The sequence below is a fragment of the Winogradskyella wichelsiae genome, assembly GCF_013403925.1.
GTDB classification, from domain to species: Bacteria; Bacteroidota; Bacteroidia; order Flavobacteriales; family Flavobacteriaceae; genus Winogradskyella; species Winogradskyella wichelsiae.
Genome location: NZ_JABFDJ010000005.1, coordinates 24,084 through 41,456, shown reverse-complemented (window position 1 = coordinate 41,456; position 17,373 = coordinate 24,084). Strand labels below are relative to the sequence as shown.

Sequence of the window (17,373 nt, the reverse complement as noted above, 5' to 3'; positions counted from 1 at the left end):
CACTCATTCTCTAAATGAGTGTTTTTTTGTTTTGTTACTTTGAGTGATTTGTGAGCTACGAACAAATTGTATAGAGAAGCTTTAAATTCTCTATTTAAACAGTTTTTTTACTGTTCTCAATATGCTAAGTTTATGCTTGATATTCTAACTGCTACTATCTAATTACATATATTTCATTGAATGAGATTCTTCTTTATTCAATGAAATTTTACTCATAACGTAAAGACTCAATAGGATCTAATTTAGCCGCTTTTGTTGCAGGATATAGGCCTGAAATAACAGCGACAATAAAGGCGATACTTGTAGCCCAAATCATAGCAACCCAAGGTGTGGAGAATTCTAATTCAAATCCTTTTGCAACACCCCAACCAATTAAAATTCCTAAAAAAATCCCTAATAAACCACCTAATTGTCCAATAATTATGGTTTCCATAAAAAACTGAAATGCTATAGTTTTACTTTTTGCACCAAGAGCTTTTCTAACTCCTATTTCTCTTGTGCGCTCACTAACCGAAACAAGCATAATATTCATAAGAGCAATTGTAGATCCAAAAATTGTAATAATGCTAATTATCCATGCAGCAACATAAAGTGCAGCTGTATTTTGTGCTACACGATTTAGTAAATCATCACTACGTTCAATTCCAAAATCATTCTTCTCAATAGGATTTAGCCCTCTAATATTTCTAAAAGTTAATATAGCATCATCCTGTGCTGTTTCAAGCATATCAGTATGATCTACCTTTACGCTCAAGCTATAGTTAATATTAGGATTGGTAAATATTGATCTTGCTTTTTGGATGGGCATTATAACACGCAAATCTTGATTATTACCAAAAGTAGATCCTTTCTCTTTTAAAACACCAACGACCTTAAATTTAGATCCTCTAATACTAATGGTTTTTCCAACGGGATTTTCAACAGGAAATAAAGCTTTTAGTAAATCGCTACCAATAACACAAATGGCATTACTATTATCAATGTCAAAGACATTAATAGAACGTCCATTTTCAATTTCTAACCCCGAATTTTCGATAAAAAACTCATTTGCACCTAGTACGGTAACTTCTGGATCTGTTTTTTTGTTATCATATTTTACTTCTGCTGTAGCTGTACCATTAAATGATACAGCTACCTTTGTAAAAGGGAAATTATAATTGTCTTCAAAATCCTTCACATTTCGATAATTAATAGCCGGATTTATTTTTTGACGCTCTCTACTACTTTGGCGTTGTGCAGTAAATTCGTATCGCTGAAAATTAAAAGTGTTAGAACCCATAGAAGAAAAATTACTAGAAATTGTATTCTCTAAAGCAGAGACACCACTTAAAATTCCGACCAAAGCCATAATTCCTATTGCGATAATTAAAACCGTTAAAATAGTGCGGAGTAGTTGGCTTTTAATAGAATCGAAGGCAATTCTAATATTTTCTTTAGCTAATGAAAACATAGTTTTTTTCGCGTTAGTTGGGTTGTTTAAAGTATAAGACGATGTAATTTGTATAAAGTTACTATAAAAATGATTTATCTTAGTAAGACCTCTAAAAATTATAATATTTTTGCAAAGAATTTGAATGTTTCATTTAAAAGTTGAATTCAATTAAAATTAAGTTTCATTAAAAGAGATTCCTATTTATAGGGAACATATTATGGCACAAAAACCAAGCATTCCAAAAGGTACAAGAGATTTTAACGCAGAAGAAGTTGCGAAGCGTTCTTATATTATGGAAACGATAAAAGCACAATTTCAAGTTTTCGGATTTCAACCTATTGAAACACCAAGTTTTGAAAACTCTGATACTTTAATGGGCAAATATGGTGATGAAGGAGATCGCTTGATTTTTAAGATTTTGAACAGTGGGGATTATTTAAAGAAAATTTCGGAAGATGAATATAGTTCTAGATCAGAAAATGTATTAACCTCTAAGATTTCAGAAAAAGCACTACGTTACGATTTAACGGTTCCTTTTGCACGTTATGTTGTACAACACCAAAACGATATAGAGTTTCCGTTTAAGCGTTACCAAATTCAACCCGTTTGGCGTGCAGACCGTCCACAAAAAGGACGTTTTAGAGAGTTTTTTCAATGTGATGCCGATGTTGTTGGTTCTCAATCTTTATTTCAAGAAGTAGAATTTGTACAGTTATATGATGCTGTTTTTTCAGCTTTAAAATTAGAAGGTGTTACCATTAAAATAAACAATCGTAAAATCTTATCTGGTATTGCAGAAGTTATTGGAGCACAAGATAAATTAATCGATTTTACGGTAGCTTTAGATAAGCTAGATAAAATAGGAGAGGAGAAGGTAAAAGAAGAAATGCGTGGTAAAGGTATTTCTGAAGAAGGCATTGAGAAGCTTCAACCTTTATTTACTTTAAAAGGTGATTTTGGTGATCAAATAGAAAGCTTAAAAACTATTTTAAGTACTTCAGAAGTAGGCTTAAAAGGTATTGACGAGCTTGAATTTATAAACACAGCGATTTCAACTTTAGAATTAAAAACAGCAAAATTACAATTAGATGTTACTTTAGCGAGAGGTCTAAATTATTATACAGGTGCTATATTTGAAGTCTCTGCACCAGAAGGTGTAAAAATGGGCTCCATTGGTGGAGGTGGTCGCTATGATGACCTTACCGGAATTTTTGGTCTTAAAGACATGAGCGGAGTAGGAATTAGCTTTGGACTAGACCGAATTTATTTGGTGTTAGAAGAGTTAAACTTATTTCCATCAACTATTGCAGAGTCTACAAAAGTACTCTTTATTAACTTTGGTGATAAAGAGGCAATGTATAGCTTAGGTACTGTAACCAAGTTAAGACGTGCAAATATAAAAGCAGAACTTTTTCCTGATGCTGCTGTTTCTGGTAAGCAAATGAAAAAGCAAATGAATTATGCAAACCGTCGTAACATTCCTTTTGTGGTGATTATGGGAGAAGAGGAATTGCAATCGGAAACCTTCACATTAAAAAATATGGCTTCAGGCGAACAACATAAAGTTGATTTTAAGACGATGTTAGATTTATTGAAATAAAAAAGTCTCAACCTTAAAAAGTTGAGACTTTACAATAACTAACTACTAACTAAAACAATTTAAACAACTATATTTTTCACTTCTAAAACAGATTGTTTTAGAGTCTTCTACTTTATTAATGTGTTAAGATCATTTAACGTATTGCTTTTATTTAATCCTAAAAGCATTATCAGCATCATAAAAATTAAGCACTATTCTTATGTCTATAAATTCGTAAACATTAAAATCAAAATGTTGGGTAATATTTTGATTTTGTTTGGGAATTTAATGAACTTATTATAATACAAAGATAATCAAATACTTGAGTTTTAGTCTATAAAAAGCAAATAATAACGATTAAAAACATTTATCAATGAGTTACGTCTTAGTTTGGAATGTGGTCGATTGCCCTGTTTTAGTAGAATATGAGACTTATTAAGTGTTTTATTTTTAATATAATATTGATGACTTAATAGTTTTAAAATGCAAAATACAAGAAGAATTTAAGCTTTTTTTCTTGTGATATGTCTTTAGTTAAGTTGATTTATACTCATTTTTCTATTCAATCAAAACAAGAATATATTAATCTTGAGAACCTTATAAAGAAATAGACTTAACGTAAAAACTCTAAAACCGACTGTCTTAGGTAACAACCAATTTTAGAGTTAAGTAATTATAATTTTAGAGGGATTATAAAAATTATGAATTAATCATATTTACGCTGTTGAAACCATAAGTCAGATAATGAAATATTAATATTTAAAGTATTTACATACTCTTTAATAAGGATACTGTCAGTGGTTCCTTTTCTACCTAAGCTATAAGATATATTTACTACAGATCGTCTGCCTATGGGTAAGCCTAAACCAATAGAAGTAGAATAGGTGTCAATGTTAGTATTATCTACCTCAAGATAACCCGAGTTGTAGTTTAACCCCATTCTAAAATCTACACGTTTCCAATATTTGTAACTTGTAGGATCTATAGAATAAGAGCCACCTAAGCTAAAAATGTCTTGATCTTTATAATCCCCAATTGCATCTGATTGATTTGTAGCAGACCAAAAACTCTTATTATAATCTGCTGTTAAAAGTAGATTTTTAAATTTAGTACTATAGCCAAAACCCATTTTTAAAGGTAAATAAAAATTATCTATAGATTCATCTTCGGTATCTTCAAGTTCGCTTAAGGCATCATTAGAATATTTTGAGATATAAGTATCCTTTGTGCCTTTTAAAACGGTGGGTAGATCTACTGTAAGTCCAAAATTATGTTTATCAAATAAATTGTATTGTAAACCTAACCCTAGTTGAGCACCGCTATAATAATTGGTTTCATCAATTTCTAAATAACTACTTGATGTTACTATAGACTCAGTTTCTTCAATTTTACCAAATAAGTAAGAAGCTTTTACCCCAACGTTTAGATTTTTAAAATAAGTTCTTGCATAATCTAGTCTAATTTCGCTTAAGCCACCCGTACCATCAATATTTGAGATGAACTCTTCATCACTTCCTTCTATGTTATTTTGTAGACCAATAAGTGAATATCCAACAGTAGTCGACGGTTTTAAAGTTAAACCAACCCCGTATTTATCATCACGATTAAAAGCTAACGAAATATTCGTGAAATTGTAAGTGGTGTTTTGCTCGCTTAGATCACTACCACCAGTAAGATTAATTAGCTCTGCAGAACCACCAAAATCAAATGTAATTTCATTTGTTTTTAAGGTTACAAATGATGCTGGGTTGTATAGGTTAATTCCTTGATTTGCATCTAGAGAAATACCTGTTTTACCAAGTCCACTATTTCTTCCTGTATTAGAATTGTTTTCTACACCTAGACCAAAAAGAGAATATGGGGATCCAGTAAGATTATTTTGAGCGGAGCTATATAACCCCAAAAACATGGCCAAGATAAAAATAGACTTAGATTTATTCATATACAGCATAAGTTACAATTAGTTTAGTTTTAAAGTCTGATTTCTGGCTGTCATTAAAAATCATTTTATTAACAGTAGAGTTATAATCTGATGGAATTAATATAAGTGCATCTTCTGTTTCTGGACTTTCACTTAGTTTATAATCAATAAAATCAATTACAGGTACGGTATATACAATTTCATTAAATTCAGAATTATCATTATTGATTGCAGCTGTTACAACATCTACACTATTGGATATTTGACTTGCCAAATCATTATTTTGATCTATAGTATAAAGCAATAATGCATCGTTTAAAGGTTGTATATCAGAATGAGAACTAGAATTTGGTTCTATGTAAAGCACAGCGTCTAATACTGTTCCTTCATTACCTATATTATATATATCTTTAATTGATGGAAATTCTATTCTTGTAACATAACCAACACCTGCTTGATTGTAACTAATATTGTTACTTTCAGTTGAGACTAAATTATATTCTTGATCAGTAATGGCCTCAAGAGGTAAGCCACTTACATCACTATCTATATAATTGTAATACGAATTAATAGTCATATCATATGTATACTCATCCGTTTCTAATTCGTCAGGAATGGTATAGTAAAATCTAATATAGGTTACATCACTCGTTGTAGAGAAACCTATTACAGAACTGTTATCACTATCTCCAGGTTGAATCGTTATCCCTTTTAATTTTTGGTAAAGAGATTCTGAATCTGTTATATTATTATCTCTAATCTCGTTAAATAAATCTTCACCAAAATCGTAAGGAAGAGTTACATAAAGTGAATCTTTATTAGGTGTAGGGTAATAAGATTTACTTACTAATGGTGTTGCTTCGTAAGCTGTTTCAGTAGTATTGTAATAATAATCATCGTCATCATCCGAGGTCATTCTGTCGCTTAACTTATAAACATTAATATTAGAGACCTGGGTTGTGTCATTATAATAATAAGTGTCATACCCTAATACCAAACCAATGCTATCTAAGATTGCGTCATTATCTAAAGAATAAGATGACGGAGTAATTTGTAAATAGGTAGAGGCGTTTACAGTCCCCATATCGTTATCTTGGTATTTACCAATTAATAACCGTTCACTAGTAGAAGTAACGATTGAATCAAATTTCATGGTAGACAATTGAACATCAAATGTATCAATAGAGATAACTCTAATGTTTGTGCCAGTAAAGTCTTCACCAGCCACTGCGCCATCTTCGTCAGCGTCTGTTGAGCATGCAATTACCAACGATAATGCAGTAATGCCCATAAATAATTTTAGAAATGATTTCAACATTTGTTTTGATTAATTTGTACAAAGCAACTAACCAATTGATGTAATAAAAAGTGTAATATACCTACAGTGTATATTAATCGACAGAAATGGGTATTTACACTATAAAAGTTAAGACTCAGTTTAATAGATTAAAAAATGGTGTTTGTCTATAAAAAAATAGGCTATGTATATTTTGTAATTGGAGTGTAAGATTGTGGTAGTAAGTTAGCACCCGATGAAAAATTATTCCCTACATTTTATAATCTTTAGTTTATTCTCTATAGCGTCTTATGGGCAAAAAATGTTCACTACTACAGAAGGAGGAGATTTGGTAACCCTAGAGTATTCAAATTATTTAGATTTGAATAATGTTCAATTTGATAACAAATCGATAGCTATAGATTTTAGCTCATTATTGAAAGAGTCAAATTTAGGTTTAGGGATGACTTATACTAACAATAGTATTGACTTTGTTAGTTATGATAGAACACACAATTATAGCATGTTTGAAACCATCCATAATGTTGAAATATTTGCCAGATATAAAAAAGCTATAGTTAATAATTGGACAATGGATCTTGTATTAGTTCCTTATTTGTCTTCAACGCTTAATGATAAAATTTCTAATGACGATTTTATTTTAAGTTATTCAGCAAATTTCACAAAGACTTGGTATAAGGACGGGCTTAAATCTGCTTTAAAATTAGGTGTTGGTTATGGTGCTTTGTTTGGTAAACCAGACTTTTACCCTTTAATATCGTATGCTAGTAATGTGAATGAAAAATTAAGATATGAAATAGGGATACCTATTACAGGTGTTTTTTATGAACTTAACGAACAAAATGGTTTTGACTTTACAGTAGAGCCAGAATCAATTTATGCATATAATGGTTCTGATTATAGAATTGAGAATGGACAAATAATCCATAATTCTGAGCTTGAGTTTAAAGCTATAAAATTTGAGCTAGGTTATAATTTTAAATTTGATAATAATTGGTCAACAAATTTTAATGTTGGCTATTTGGTTGATAGTGAGTTGACAATAAGCGAAAATGATAATAATATTTATGATTTTGATTCAGGTGAATCATTGTCACTAAACATAGGAATTAGTTTTAATATAAATAATAAGTAAAATGAGAAAAATGAATAACAAATCAGCCATAAAACTGCTTTATTTAGGAGCCGTATTAGCGCTATTTTCTAGTTGTAACAACGACGATGACGATGATGATTCTGGTAACTGGGTAAAGAAATCGACATTTAATGAAGAAGCCCGAAGTAGTTCATCTGCATTCACCATTGGAAATATTGGGTATATGGGTGCAGGTTACGACGGTAGCGATTATTATAACGATTTTTGGAGTTATAACATGGATACTAATTCATGGCAACAATTATCAGATTTTCCAGGTGAAGAGAGAAGTTCTGCAACTGCATTTGTAATTGGAAATGATGGTTATATGGGTACCGGTTATAACGGTGATACTAATGAAGAATTATCTGATTTTTATAAATATAACGTTGATACAAATACATGGACGTCTATAGCTGATTTTGCTGGTACAGCAAGATATGGTGCTGTAGGTTTTGGATCGGATACTTATGGTTATTTAGGTACAGGCTATGACGGAAGTGATAAAAAGGATTTTTGGAGATACAATCCAGGAACTGATTCTTGGGAAGAAATATATGGTTTCGGTGGAGATAAAAGAAGAGACGGTGTCACTTTTACAATTGATAATGAGGTATATTTGGTTACAGGAATTAGTAATGGCATATATGAGTTAGATTTTTGGTCTTTTAACTTAGATTCTGAAGTTTGGACACAACATACCGATATTGATGATGACGATGATGATTATATTTACAGATCTAATGCCGTTGCATTTACAATTAATGGAAAAGGATATGTAGCTTGTGGTGATTACTCTGGAACTATTAGTACAGTTTATGAATATGAACCTTCTAGCGATAGCTGGGAAGAGAAAACAGCTTTTGAGAATTATGCAAGAAGAGATGCTATAGCGTTCACAGATGGTTCACGTGCTTTTGTAGCTTTAGGTAGAAATGGAACATTGTATCTAGATGATAACATGGAATTCTTTCCAGATGCAGAGCAAGACGACGACGATAACTAAAAAAGAAGTTTAGATTGATTGATTGATAGGCTATTGCTGTAGTGATTGATGGTTAATGGCCAACTGAGAGTCAGGATAATGTTGATATCCTTCATTATTTCTGGCTCTTTTTTTTAAATAAAAAAAAAGATGAAAAAATTTTATAATTATAAAACTGTATTTTTAGGTATAACAATCTTATTTGTATTGTTTTTTTATATTCAATCTGTTGATGATGAAAATAATACTGTAGAAGAATCAGCATATGCTTTGCAGGTTTTGGAACAAGACAGTCTTTGGATTTATGAAGTGTATAATGGTGAAAATTTATTTATTCGTCAAGAATACATTCCAGCAGCAAAAGGTAAACAAGGGTTTAAATCTAAGGAAGATGCCGAAAAAATTGGTGAGCTTGTAATGAGTAAATTATTAGAAAATAAAATGCCAGTAATTAGTGTTGATGATCTGGATGCTAACGCTATTAGTTTCAAAAAGAGTTAATAGATTCTACGAAATAATTCATGTTCACAAAACAGATATCTTATAAAGAATTAATAGTACATATCATAGTATGGTTGTGTATTAGTATATTTCCTTTACTTACGGCTTATATAGATTTAGGGGAAATACCTTCAGAAATGTATTTAAAGCAATTAATGCGGCCCATTTTGTTCTATGTGAATTATTCAATCTTTGTACCTTACATATTACTAAGGCGTAAATTAATGATCTATATATTTGTATCAATTCTCTTTTTATTACTATACAATTATGTGAGTAGAGAATTGATGGATACCCCAATTATGAATGGGATCCGAAATATGAATAACCGACCTGAGCGACCGGGTGGTGGTCCTTTTGGAATGAGACACGCCATACCAATGGTGTTTTCATTTTCTATCTTTCTTTTAGGTGGTATTTTTGGTTTGGTAGTAGATTTTTACAAAAGAGATCGTGAGTCTAAAGAGTTAGAAAATGAACAAACAGAAATTAAATTGCAGTTTTTAAGAAATCAATTAAATCCACATTTCTTATTTAATTCATTAAACAGTATATATTCTCTAGTAAGAAGTAAATCTGATAGTGCACCAGAAGCTGTAATAACATTATCAGAATTAATGCGATATATGCTTTATGAAGCTAAAGATGAGCAGGTTTCTTTAGAAAAAGAAATGAACTATATACAGCATTATATAGCACTTCAGCGTTTGCGATTAAAAAATACTGAAGCCGTTAAACTTAATATAAAAGGGGAGACTAAGAATCTAAAAATCTATCCTTTATTACTTATTTCATTTATAGAAAACGCTTTTAAATACGGAACAGATTTTAAAGGTAATACGCATATCGATATTCAGATTGAAGTTGTAGATAAAAAATTTAGCTTTTATATAGAGAATATTATAGGGTTGTACAAGCGCGATGATAAAAACTCGGGTGTTGGGTTAGAGAATATAAAAAGCCAATTCAACTATTTGTATAAAAATAATTACGAGTTAACTATAGATGAAGATAAATCTTATTACAGAGTTCATTTAACCTTAAATCTAAATGATAATGAAGTGCATAATAATAGATGACGAGCCTTTAGCTATTGATGTCATAGAATCATACTGTCAAGCCTTAGGTGCTGTAGATGTTATAGAAACATTTACCAATGCCATAGAAGCTTTAGACTTTATAAATACTAATGCAATTGATTTAGTGTTTTCAGATATTGAAATGCCTAATATTTCAGGTATTGAATTAATTAGATCTCTTGAAGGAAAAGTGCCTTATTTTATTTTTACTACAGCTTATCCAGAATATGCTTTAGAAGGTTTTGATCTTAATGCTGTAGATTATTTAGTTAAACCAATTCCATTTCCTCGATTTATAAAAGCAGTAAATAGAGTTAAAGAAATGCTGAAATTAAGTCATGTTAATACATCGTTTAACTTGTCTTCAGCAGGAGGTGATGCTCCAGTACATGAAGACGATTTTATTTTTGTAAAGTCTGAGTATGAAAATGTGAAGATTGACATCAAAAAAATTAAACTGATTCAAGGGTTGAAGGATTATTTAAAAATTGAAATAGAAGATTCTAAAGCGATATTGACCTTAATGAGCTTTAAAGAAATTCAATCTAAGTTACCAGAGAATATATTTATTAGAGTTCATCGTTCTTATATTATTAATGTGAACAAAATAACATCCGTTCAAAAGAATAGAGTCATTATTAAAAACGAAAGGATTCCTATTGGTGAAAGCTATAAATCTATGGTATATAGTCGTTTAAATATCTAGCTTAAATTTCTAAATAAAGAACGTATAAAGTGATTTGTACTATAGCGGTCACTTACGTTCTTATCTCTTTCTTTTAAGATATAAACAAAGCATTACAACGTTAGAGAGTGATGCTTTATGTTTATCCTATTCTTGATAAAATTATTGTGATGATTTTATAACAGAAGTGTATTAGAAACGCTTTAAGATTTAATAAATTAGCGAATCAGATGGTTTTGTAGCTCGGTAAGCCCCTTACAAAACCAGAACAGCTAAAGCATTACATTCTTAAAAACCTTATTTCTATGACTATTACAGCGTCTTACACTGATCTCTATCAACTTACTATGGCTCAAGTTTACTTTAAGACTAAGCCTGATGGCCGTGCTGTTTTTGATTATTATTTTAGAAGTAACCCCTTTAAGGGAGGGTATTCCATCTTTGCAGGATTAGAAGATGTATTAAATACCCTTGAAACCATGGCATTCTCGGCATCAGATATTAGCTATTTAGAAGAGCATGGTTTTGAAAAAGAATTTCTAGATTATTTAAAAAACTTTCAATTTACAGGTACTATTTTTTCATGTAAAGAAGGGGATGTTGTTTTTCCGAATCGACCCATATTACAAGTGGAAGCCAATATCATTGAGGCTCAAATTATAGAGACATTCCTATTAAACTTACTCAACTTTCAGACTTTAATTGCTACAAAAGCAGGCCGTATTCGGTATAGTGCTAAGGATAAGCTGTTGTTAGATATGGGCTTACGCCGAGCGCATGCTACTGGTGGTTATTATGCTTCTAGAGCGGCCTTTATAGGTGGTTTTAATGGTACGAGTAATGTTGTTGCTGCTAAGGATTATGATCTTCCTTGTTCTGGGACTATGGCGCATTCTTTTATTCAGAGTTATGAGGATGAGTTACAGGCGTTTCGTGATTTTGCTAAGATTAGACCTGATAATTGTGTGCTTTTAGTAGATACTTACAATACGCTAAAAAGTGGTTTGCCTCATGCGGTTATTGTGGCAAAGGAAATGGAGCTTAGCGGTGACCGGCTATTAGGAGTGCGTTTGGATAGTGGTGATTTAGCGTATTTGTCTAAAAAAGTTCGAGAAGTTTTGGATGCTGCAGACTTAGGCTACGTTAAAATAATTGCTTCCAATCAGTTAGATGAATATGTTATTAAGAGCTTGAAAGAACAAGAAGCCCCTATTGATATTTTTGGAGTAGGGACTAATTTAGTCACTGGGAAACCCGATGCATCCTTAGGGGGTGTTTATAAGTTATCGGCCTATAATGGAGCCCCACGAATTAAGCTTTCGGAAAATATAGAAAAGACCTCATTGCCTTCTAAAAAGCAAGTGTTTAGGATGATTGACGCTAACGGGATGTTTTATGGTGCAGATGTTATTGCTCTGTTTAGCGAAGCGAGCGTTACTGAAATGACCCATGCTTATGACCCTACAAAGCGTTTGAATCTTACGGGTTTTGTACATGAGCCTTTGTTAGAAAAAGTAATGGAAAATGGTAAGAAAGTTAATGCGCCTAGGTCTGTACAGGCGATTGCTGACTATTCTAAAAGCCGATTAGCACAACTTCCGGAAGCGTATAAACGTTTTGAGAATCCGCATAAGTATAAAATAGGTTTGAGTCAAAAATTAAAAAATGAGCGCGATAAATTGATGTTGAAATATCAATTGTAATTATTAATTTCAACAGGTAAGCCCTTTTTTTTATTAAAAACTTGTTAAAAGCGGCATAAAATTGTAAATTAAGCTTCTATACTATTTTTAATGTAAGATTGTAGGGGATTTTATATTAATAATATAATGATGATTTAAGGCAATTAGCAATAATTGCCTTTTTTTATGTTATACAAATACTTAATGGGCTAAGTAAAATTTTTAAATCTAGAAATAATACAGATAATTGAAAGTGAGTCTTTTCAATATTTAATAATAAAAACAATATCTATTTATCTTGTTGTCTGTAACTTTAACCGGTATAGCACTTAATTCAGTATGTTATACTAACTAATTAGATGAAGTTTTTTTATCACATTTTAATATTTTTTTTAGTGTTTTATGGGACACAATCTACAGCAAAATTAGATAGTTTATTGATTAAAGGTATTACGGCAAGAAATAACAACGATTTCAATAAATGCCCTGGTATTAGCAGATGTAGTAATAGGCGAAAATAAATATAAAAGAAACGACTTTAATGGTGCAGAAAAATTAGCTAAAACAATACTTCCGGCTTAGAGTTTAATGCTCTTATCACAGAAAAAATTCCATTTCAATATTACTTTCTATTCTATCTAAGAATAAAAAAGAACTCTCATTAGCTATAAATTATGCTCAGTCAGCACCATCTCTAAGGTTAGAAAAGTAAAAGACAAGTCCGTTGATTGTTAATGAGTGCAAGGTGTAAAGCCAAAGAAACTTGAATCTATGTATAAATGTTACTAAATTATATAATACTTAAGGCATTTAAGTTAATATGAAAACGGATGAAGTTACGCGATCTAAGATGTTTGAAATACATTGTAAGCGAATATAAAATCTTAGAATTATGGATAATGAATTTGCAAAACATGAAAAGGATTACTTGAAAATCTACGAAGAAAAAGGATACACATCAGGTTTTCATTTTAAGGATGGAACGTTGCTAGGAAACGATTCTTCTCACATTTATAAACCAGAAGATCTTAATATAGTAGCAGAACATAGGTATGAGGGGATGAGCGATCCTTCGGATATGTCAATTTTATATGTTATTGAAACCAATAAAGGAGAAAAAGGGACCATGTTGTTAGGATTTGGACCAAATTCCGATTTAGAATTATCTGAATTTTTTAATAGCATCCCAGAATCTCAAATTTCGGATGAAGCTAATATTAATATGGATGAAGATTTATAAGCTTCTGGAACGTTTTATTATAAAGAAAAGTCCAATGATTTATAATTGGACTTTTTTTGTTATACACTAACACTGTCTATGATTGCAAGCTGAAATTACTTTAATCCTCTTTTAATTTATTGGCACGCTCGCGACGTGTTTCATTCTGCTTCCCATATTGGTTGTAATGATCGTCTTTTAATGGACCTTTCTCATCTGTTGCATTTTGATGTAAACGCTTCTCGTGTTCTGTTTCTTGATGGTCTTTTTTATCTTTCTTCATGGTTTAATGTATTTAAATTAGTAATCGATTGTTTTTATAAATAGTTGTTATTTAAATTAATATTCTATAACAGCTATGGAGTTGTGTGTTTTGATGCCGTTTCAATGTAATAATGAATTGGCTTAAAGGTGCCACCATTGCTATCTTCGGCAGAGCAAGCTGTGAGGCCAACCAATACATCCATCTCTGCTTTAAACCGAATATAATCTCCAGGTTTGGTGGTAGGAGGGTGTACGGATAGCTTACCGTTGGTATTAAACTGTACATTCATAAAAATATTAAAGGCCGTTGGTATGCTGTCTCGATCAATGCCAAATGGTTTTAAATTATGCTGTAAATTACCAAGACAACTCGGATGCTCACCTTTGTAATTGTACATTATTTTAAACGTTTCAGGACTGCATGGCGCCAATAGAAAATCATTGCGTCCATTGGTATCTTCTAAGATTTGCATCATTTTGTGCGACCGATTAGACCAGAGAAAGTTTCCTTTGGTGAGCAATAAATTTTCTTCAAAGTCTAAGGATTTTCCAGAGGATAATTTCTCATTATAATCGTCAGCATTAAATAGAACCATATCACTCACTTGTTTGCCCATAGGATCTATTACTGTAAGGATGTCATTCTTGTTGAGTTTGAAAGCTGCACCCGATTGTTTATCGATAACATTAATTAATGGTTTCATACTATTTTAGTGTTTTTTCTTTAGTGGTTTTATGAAAAGGACATTTCCAAGTACTGTCTACCGCTCTGCCACTGTACTGTTTCGTTTCCGATTCTTTTCCAAAATCTTTAAGTACAGGGTTGATACGTCCTTGTAATTTTTTATCTCGTTTTCTTATCCGCTTTTTGACCTTTTTATAGGTCCCCATGGCTCGTAATTGCTCAAATTGAGAATGCAGATTAAAAACAATGGTAGGGTAGGGACTTTGGCGTGCCTTGCGAGAACTTTGCGGATGAAGTCCGACAATATAAAAAGCACTCCCTTTTAAACTAAAACTAAAATTAGGATCTTGAGGGTTATCACTTACCGAAGTGTCCCATTCGCAATCGTCTAAAGCATGCAATTGTTGAAGGGTATGCCACAACGCTTTTTCGAAATCTAATTCAGAATCATAATGTTCAAACGGAAAGACCGCTAAAAACGATTCAAATAGAGGAGACTCAAAATCATATTGGTCAATAAAAGACTCTAAATCGTTTAATAGCAATTTTAAACCATCAATCTGTTGAGAAGAACGGTATACATTGAGATGGTACTTGTCTGTCATAAATAAGGTCTTAGCCATAACACAAGGATGTTTTTGTGTTAGTATAAAATCCTTATAATCTTCATCTATAGCAAGGTATAAAGGATGGTTTTTTGGAATTGTATTCATCACAAAATCTTATTAATTATACTGTATACTCAAATTTAAGAGGGATAAAAACAAAGGATTTACTCTATTAATATTATAATTAGCTCATTTCATGATGTGTTGATAAGAGGAGCTTTGAGCAAATCATTTGAGCTATTTTGTATGGTAATTGGATTAATAAAGTTATCAGAGTAATTTTAATTTTACCTTCTAACTCAACTTTATAAATTATGACACTACAAGACATCCTTTGGTTAATACTCTCGGTATTAGGAATATTTACAATTATAATTGTGATTACTCGCGTTTTTGGACTTAGAACATTTGCAAAAATGTCTAGCTTTGATTTTGCATCTACCATTGCCGTGGGTTCCGTGTTGGCCTCCATTATTCTTAATACAGATTATTCACTTTTAAAAGGTGGGATTGTTTTAACGACTATCATCGCATTTCAAACATTATTCTCTTTTTTAGTGCGTAAGAATAAATTTATGAAGCAATTATTTACTAATAAACCACAGATTATAATGTGGAATGGCAAAATTTTATACAAGCAGTTAAAAAGCTGTAATGTGGGAGAAAGTGATTTAATAGCTAAATTAAGAGAAGCTAATGTGCACGATTTTAACGAGGTTAAAGCTGTTGTTTTTGAAAGTACAGGTGATGTATCTGTAATTCATAACGATGAAAATAGGGCTGTTGAGTCTAGAATGTTATCTGATGTAAATACACAAGATTTATAGAGTTAATCATCTAAAAAAGAATATAGATTCGTTTTTTATAAAATAACTCATCTTGACAATGAGAGATTAAAATTAAAAAATAGTATGCTCAGAGGAATGAAGTCGATCCGTACGTCATTCCTCTTTCTTTATACCGTATTTACATTCCTTTTTTAGTAAATAAAAGCGGTAATATCATCTGTTTCTTTAATTACAGCACTTATCTATTTCATGTTCTTTTTATTGCATTTTAAGGCCAATAACAAAACGTGTAATTTGCAGCTAATTGTTTCAATTTATTAGAGGAAAGATGGGTTATTTATGTTAAGTATTTAAAAATTAAGCGTATTGCAAGTTTGTTAATCCCTGCTGAGTCACTCAACTTAAATTATAGCTTTTCATAGGAAATGTATTGTTGTCTTAAACTTTTTTTTAAACTTTCAACATTAATATTAAATCTGTGTTTAAATTATTCATTATGAATGATTTGCAAGAGTATTGATTTGCAAGTTCTAAAACAAGAAAAATGTCTTTATTTAGTTCTTTAGCATGTGATTGAGTTAATTAATTAATTAATAGGTGTTTTTAATACAATAAATAAAGTATGAGAGATTTTGTGAAGAAGTATGAAGTTTGGATATTTTTAGTTCTTTGCCCTGTTGTAAATGTATTTTTTGTTCTAACGAGAGTTGAAGGTTATATCTCTGAATCTACTTATAACACAGGTCGTTTCTGTATCCTTTTGTTTATGTTAATCTGTATTTTAAAGTATACTAGAGGTAATAAGGGGATTAAAAATTTATTTAAGCCTATGCTAACTTGGAAGGTGCATCCTAAATGGTATATTTTAAGTTTGGTTTTTCCTGCAACGATTGCTCTTATGACGTTGGTGCTAAAGAGCTTCTATAATGATGTCGATTATGATACTTTTATCACTGTAAAAACCACAACGTTAAGGGCGTATATTGCTTATATGGTATGGGCTTTCCTTGGCGAAGTTGTGTGGGTAAGTTATTGCATTCGAGAATTATCAAAAATAACAAAGCCCTTTTACGCAGGTCAAATTGTGGCTGTTTTTTGGACGTTATGGTTTATTCCTGTGATTCTTCTAGGTGAAGGTATTATGCCTGAAATCCCAATAATATCTGCATTTATATTTATGTTTGGCGTTGCAGGTATGTGTTCCTTTATCTACAGTCGTACTAAGAGTGGTATTTGCGTGCTTATATTACAGTCTATGGTAAATTTAACTTTGGTGTCTTTCCCCATTTCACCAACAAATGGAGGTGCACCTACATACACTACGTTTGGAATTATTTATTTTCTAGTAATGCTAGGCTTATGGAGTTTCGATTATCTTATAAATAAGAAGAAAATAAAGAATGCCTCTAGAGTGGCTAGTCTTTAAAAAAATAAGTAAATCAGAATTGATTTTAAAATAGGCAAGAATCGTATATTATAGCCTTGCTTAATACTAAGAAACAATAGATAATAT

16 protein-coding genes are annotated in these 17,373 nt (G+C 31.3%); 10 read left to right on the top strand and 6 right to left on the bottom strand.

Translation table 11 applies throughout. The features are described 5' to 3' along the window. Nucleotides 1–208 precede the first annotated feature (208 nt). On the bottom strand, nucleotides 209–1,450 hold the full coding sequence (locus tag HM985_RS11175; protein ID WP_179376339.1) for an ABC transporter permease: 1,242 nt from the start codon (nucleotides 1,448–1,450) through the stop codon (nucleotides 209–211). Nucleotides 1,451–1,649: 199 nt separating this feature from the next. Between HM985_RS11175 and hisS the strand changes: the two genes are divergently transcribed. Beyond that, a complete protein-coding gene (gene hisS / locus HM985_RS11170; protein WP_179376338.1) occupies nucleotides 1,650–3,032 on the top strand; it encodes a histidine--tRNA ligase in 1,383 nt (460 codons plus the stop codon). Between the two features lie 685 nt (nucleotides 3,033–3,717). Here the strand turns inward: hisS and HM985_RS11165 are convergent. After that, complete coding sequence (locus HM985_RS11165) at nucleotides 3,718–4,953, bottom strand: hypothetical protein (RefSeq protein ID WP_179376337.1); 1,236 nt, start codon at nucleotides 4,951–4,953, stop codon at nucleotides 3,718–3,720. Continuing rightward, nucleotides 4,946–6,250 (bottom strand): DUF4270 family protein, encoded by a 1,305-nt coding sequence (locus HM985_RS11160; RefSeq protein ID WP_179376336.1) that lies wholly within the window; start codon nucleotides 6,248–6,250, stop codon nucleotides 4,946–4,948. Before HM985_RS11160 ends, HM985_RS11165 begins: the two co-directional genes overlap by 8 nt. A gap of 280 nt (nucleotides 6,251–6,530) precedes the next feature. Here HM985_RS11160 and HM985_RS11155 point away from each other — a divergent pair, with 280 nt between their 5' ends. From HM985_RS11155 to HM985_RS11125, 7 genes are all read left to right on the top strand, one after another. Then, on the top strand, nucleotides 6,531–7,364 hold the full coding sequence (locus HM985_RS11155; RefSeq protein ID WP_179376335.1) for a hypothetical protein: 834 nt from the start codon (nucleotides 6,531–6,533) through the stop codon (nucleotides 7,362–7,364). A gap of 10 nt (nucleotides 7,365–7,374) precedes the next feature. Next, nucleotides 7,375–8,370, top strand: a complete 996-nt coding sequence (locus HM985_RS11150; RefSeq protein WP_218843413.1) for a Kelch repeat-containing protein — start codon at nucleotides 7,375–7,377, stop codon at nucleotides 8,368–8,370. Nucleotides 8,371–8,499: 129 nt separating this feature from the next. Then, nucleotides 8,500–8,850 (top strand): DUF4907 domain-containing protein, encoded by a 351-nt coding sequence (locus HM985_RS11145; protein ID WP_179376333.1) that lies wholly within the window; start codon nucleotides 8,500–8,502, stop codon nucleotides 8,848–8,850. A 20-nt stretch (nucleotides 8,851–8,870) separates the two neighbouring features. After that, complete coding sequence (locus tag HM985_RS11140) at nucleotides 8,871–9,929, top strand: sensor histidine kinase (RefSeq protein WP_179376332.1); 1,059 nt, start codon at nucleotides 8,871–8,873, stop codon at nucleotides 9,927–9,929. Beyond that, complete coding sequence (locus tag HM985_RS11135; protein ID WP_179376331.1) at nucleotides 9,907–10,635, top strand: LytR/AlgR family response regulator transcription factor; 729 nt, start codon at nucleotides 9,907–9,909, stop codon at nucleotides 10,633–10,635. Before HM985_RS11140 ends, HM985_RS11135 begins: the two co-directional genes overlap by 23 nt. A 284-nt stretch (nucleotides 10,636–10,919) precedes the next feature. Beyond that, a complete protein-coding gene (locus HM985_RS11130; RefSeq protein WP_179376330.1) occupies nucleotides 10,920–12,317 on the top strand; it encodes a nicotinate phosphoribosyltransferase in 1,398 nt (465 codons plus the stop codon). Nucleotides 12,318–13,188: 871 nt separating this feature from the next. Next, a complete protein-coding gene (locus HM985_RS11125; RefSeq protein ID WP_179376329.1) occupies nucleotides 13,189–13,536 on the top strand; it encodes a hypothetical protein in 348 nt (115 codons plus the stop codon). Between the two features lie 100 nt (nucleotides 13,537–13,636). Here the strand turns inward: HM985_RS11125 and HM985_RS11120 are convergent, their stop codons facing one another. The 3 genes from HM985_RS11120 to gntA form a co-directional block, all read right to left on the bottom strand. Next, a complete protein-coding gene (locus HM985_RS11120) occupies nucleotides 13,637–13,798 on the bottom strand; it encodes a hypothetical protein (protein WP_179376328.1) in 162 nt (53 codons plus the stop codon). A gap of 73 nt (nucleotides 13,799–13,871) precedes the next feature. Next, nucleotides 13,872–14,483, bottom strand: a complete 612-nt coding sequence (locus HM985_RS11115; RefSeq protein ID WP_179376327.1) for a DUF1989 domain-containing protein — start codon at nucleotides 14,481–14,483, stop codon at nucleotides 13,872–13,874. 1 nt (nucleotide 14,484) lies between these two features. Further along, nucleotides 14,485–15,177, bottom strand: coding sequence for a guanitoxin biosynthesis heme-dependent pre-guanitoxin N-hydroxylase GntA (gene gntA, locus HM985_RS11110; protein ID WP_179376326.1), 693 nt, complete (start codon nucleotides 15,175–15,177; stop codon nucleotides 14,485–14,487). A 209-nt stretch (nucleotides 15,178–15,386) separates the two neighbouring features. Here gntA and HM985_RS11105 point away from each other — a divergent pair, with 209 nt between their 5' ends. Together HM985_RS11105 and HM985_RS11100 are read left to right on the top strand one after the other, a co-directional pair. Beyond that, nucleotides 15,387–15,899: a DUF421 domain-containing protein gene (locus tag HM985_RS11105; RefSeq protein WP_179376325.1), complete on the top strand. Its 513-nt coding sequence runs from the start codon at nucleotides 15,387–15,389 to the stop codon at nucleotides 15,897–15,899. Nucleotides 15,900–16,482: 583 nt separating this feature from the next. Beyond that, nucleotides 16,483–17,286, top strand: coding sequence for a type II CAAX prenyl endopeptidase Rce1 family protein (locus HM985_RS11100; RefSeq protein ID WP_179376324.1), 804 nt, complete (start codon nucleotides 16,483–16,485; stop codon nucleotides 17,284–17,286). Nucleotides 17,287–17,373: the final 87 nt, after the last annotated feature.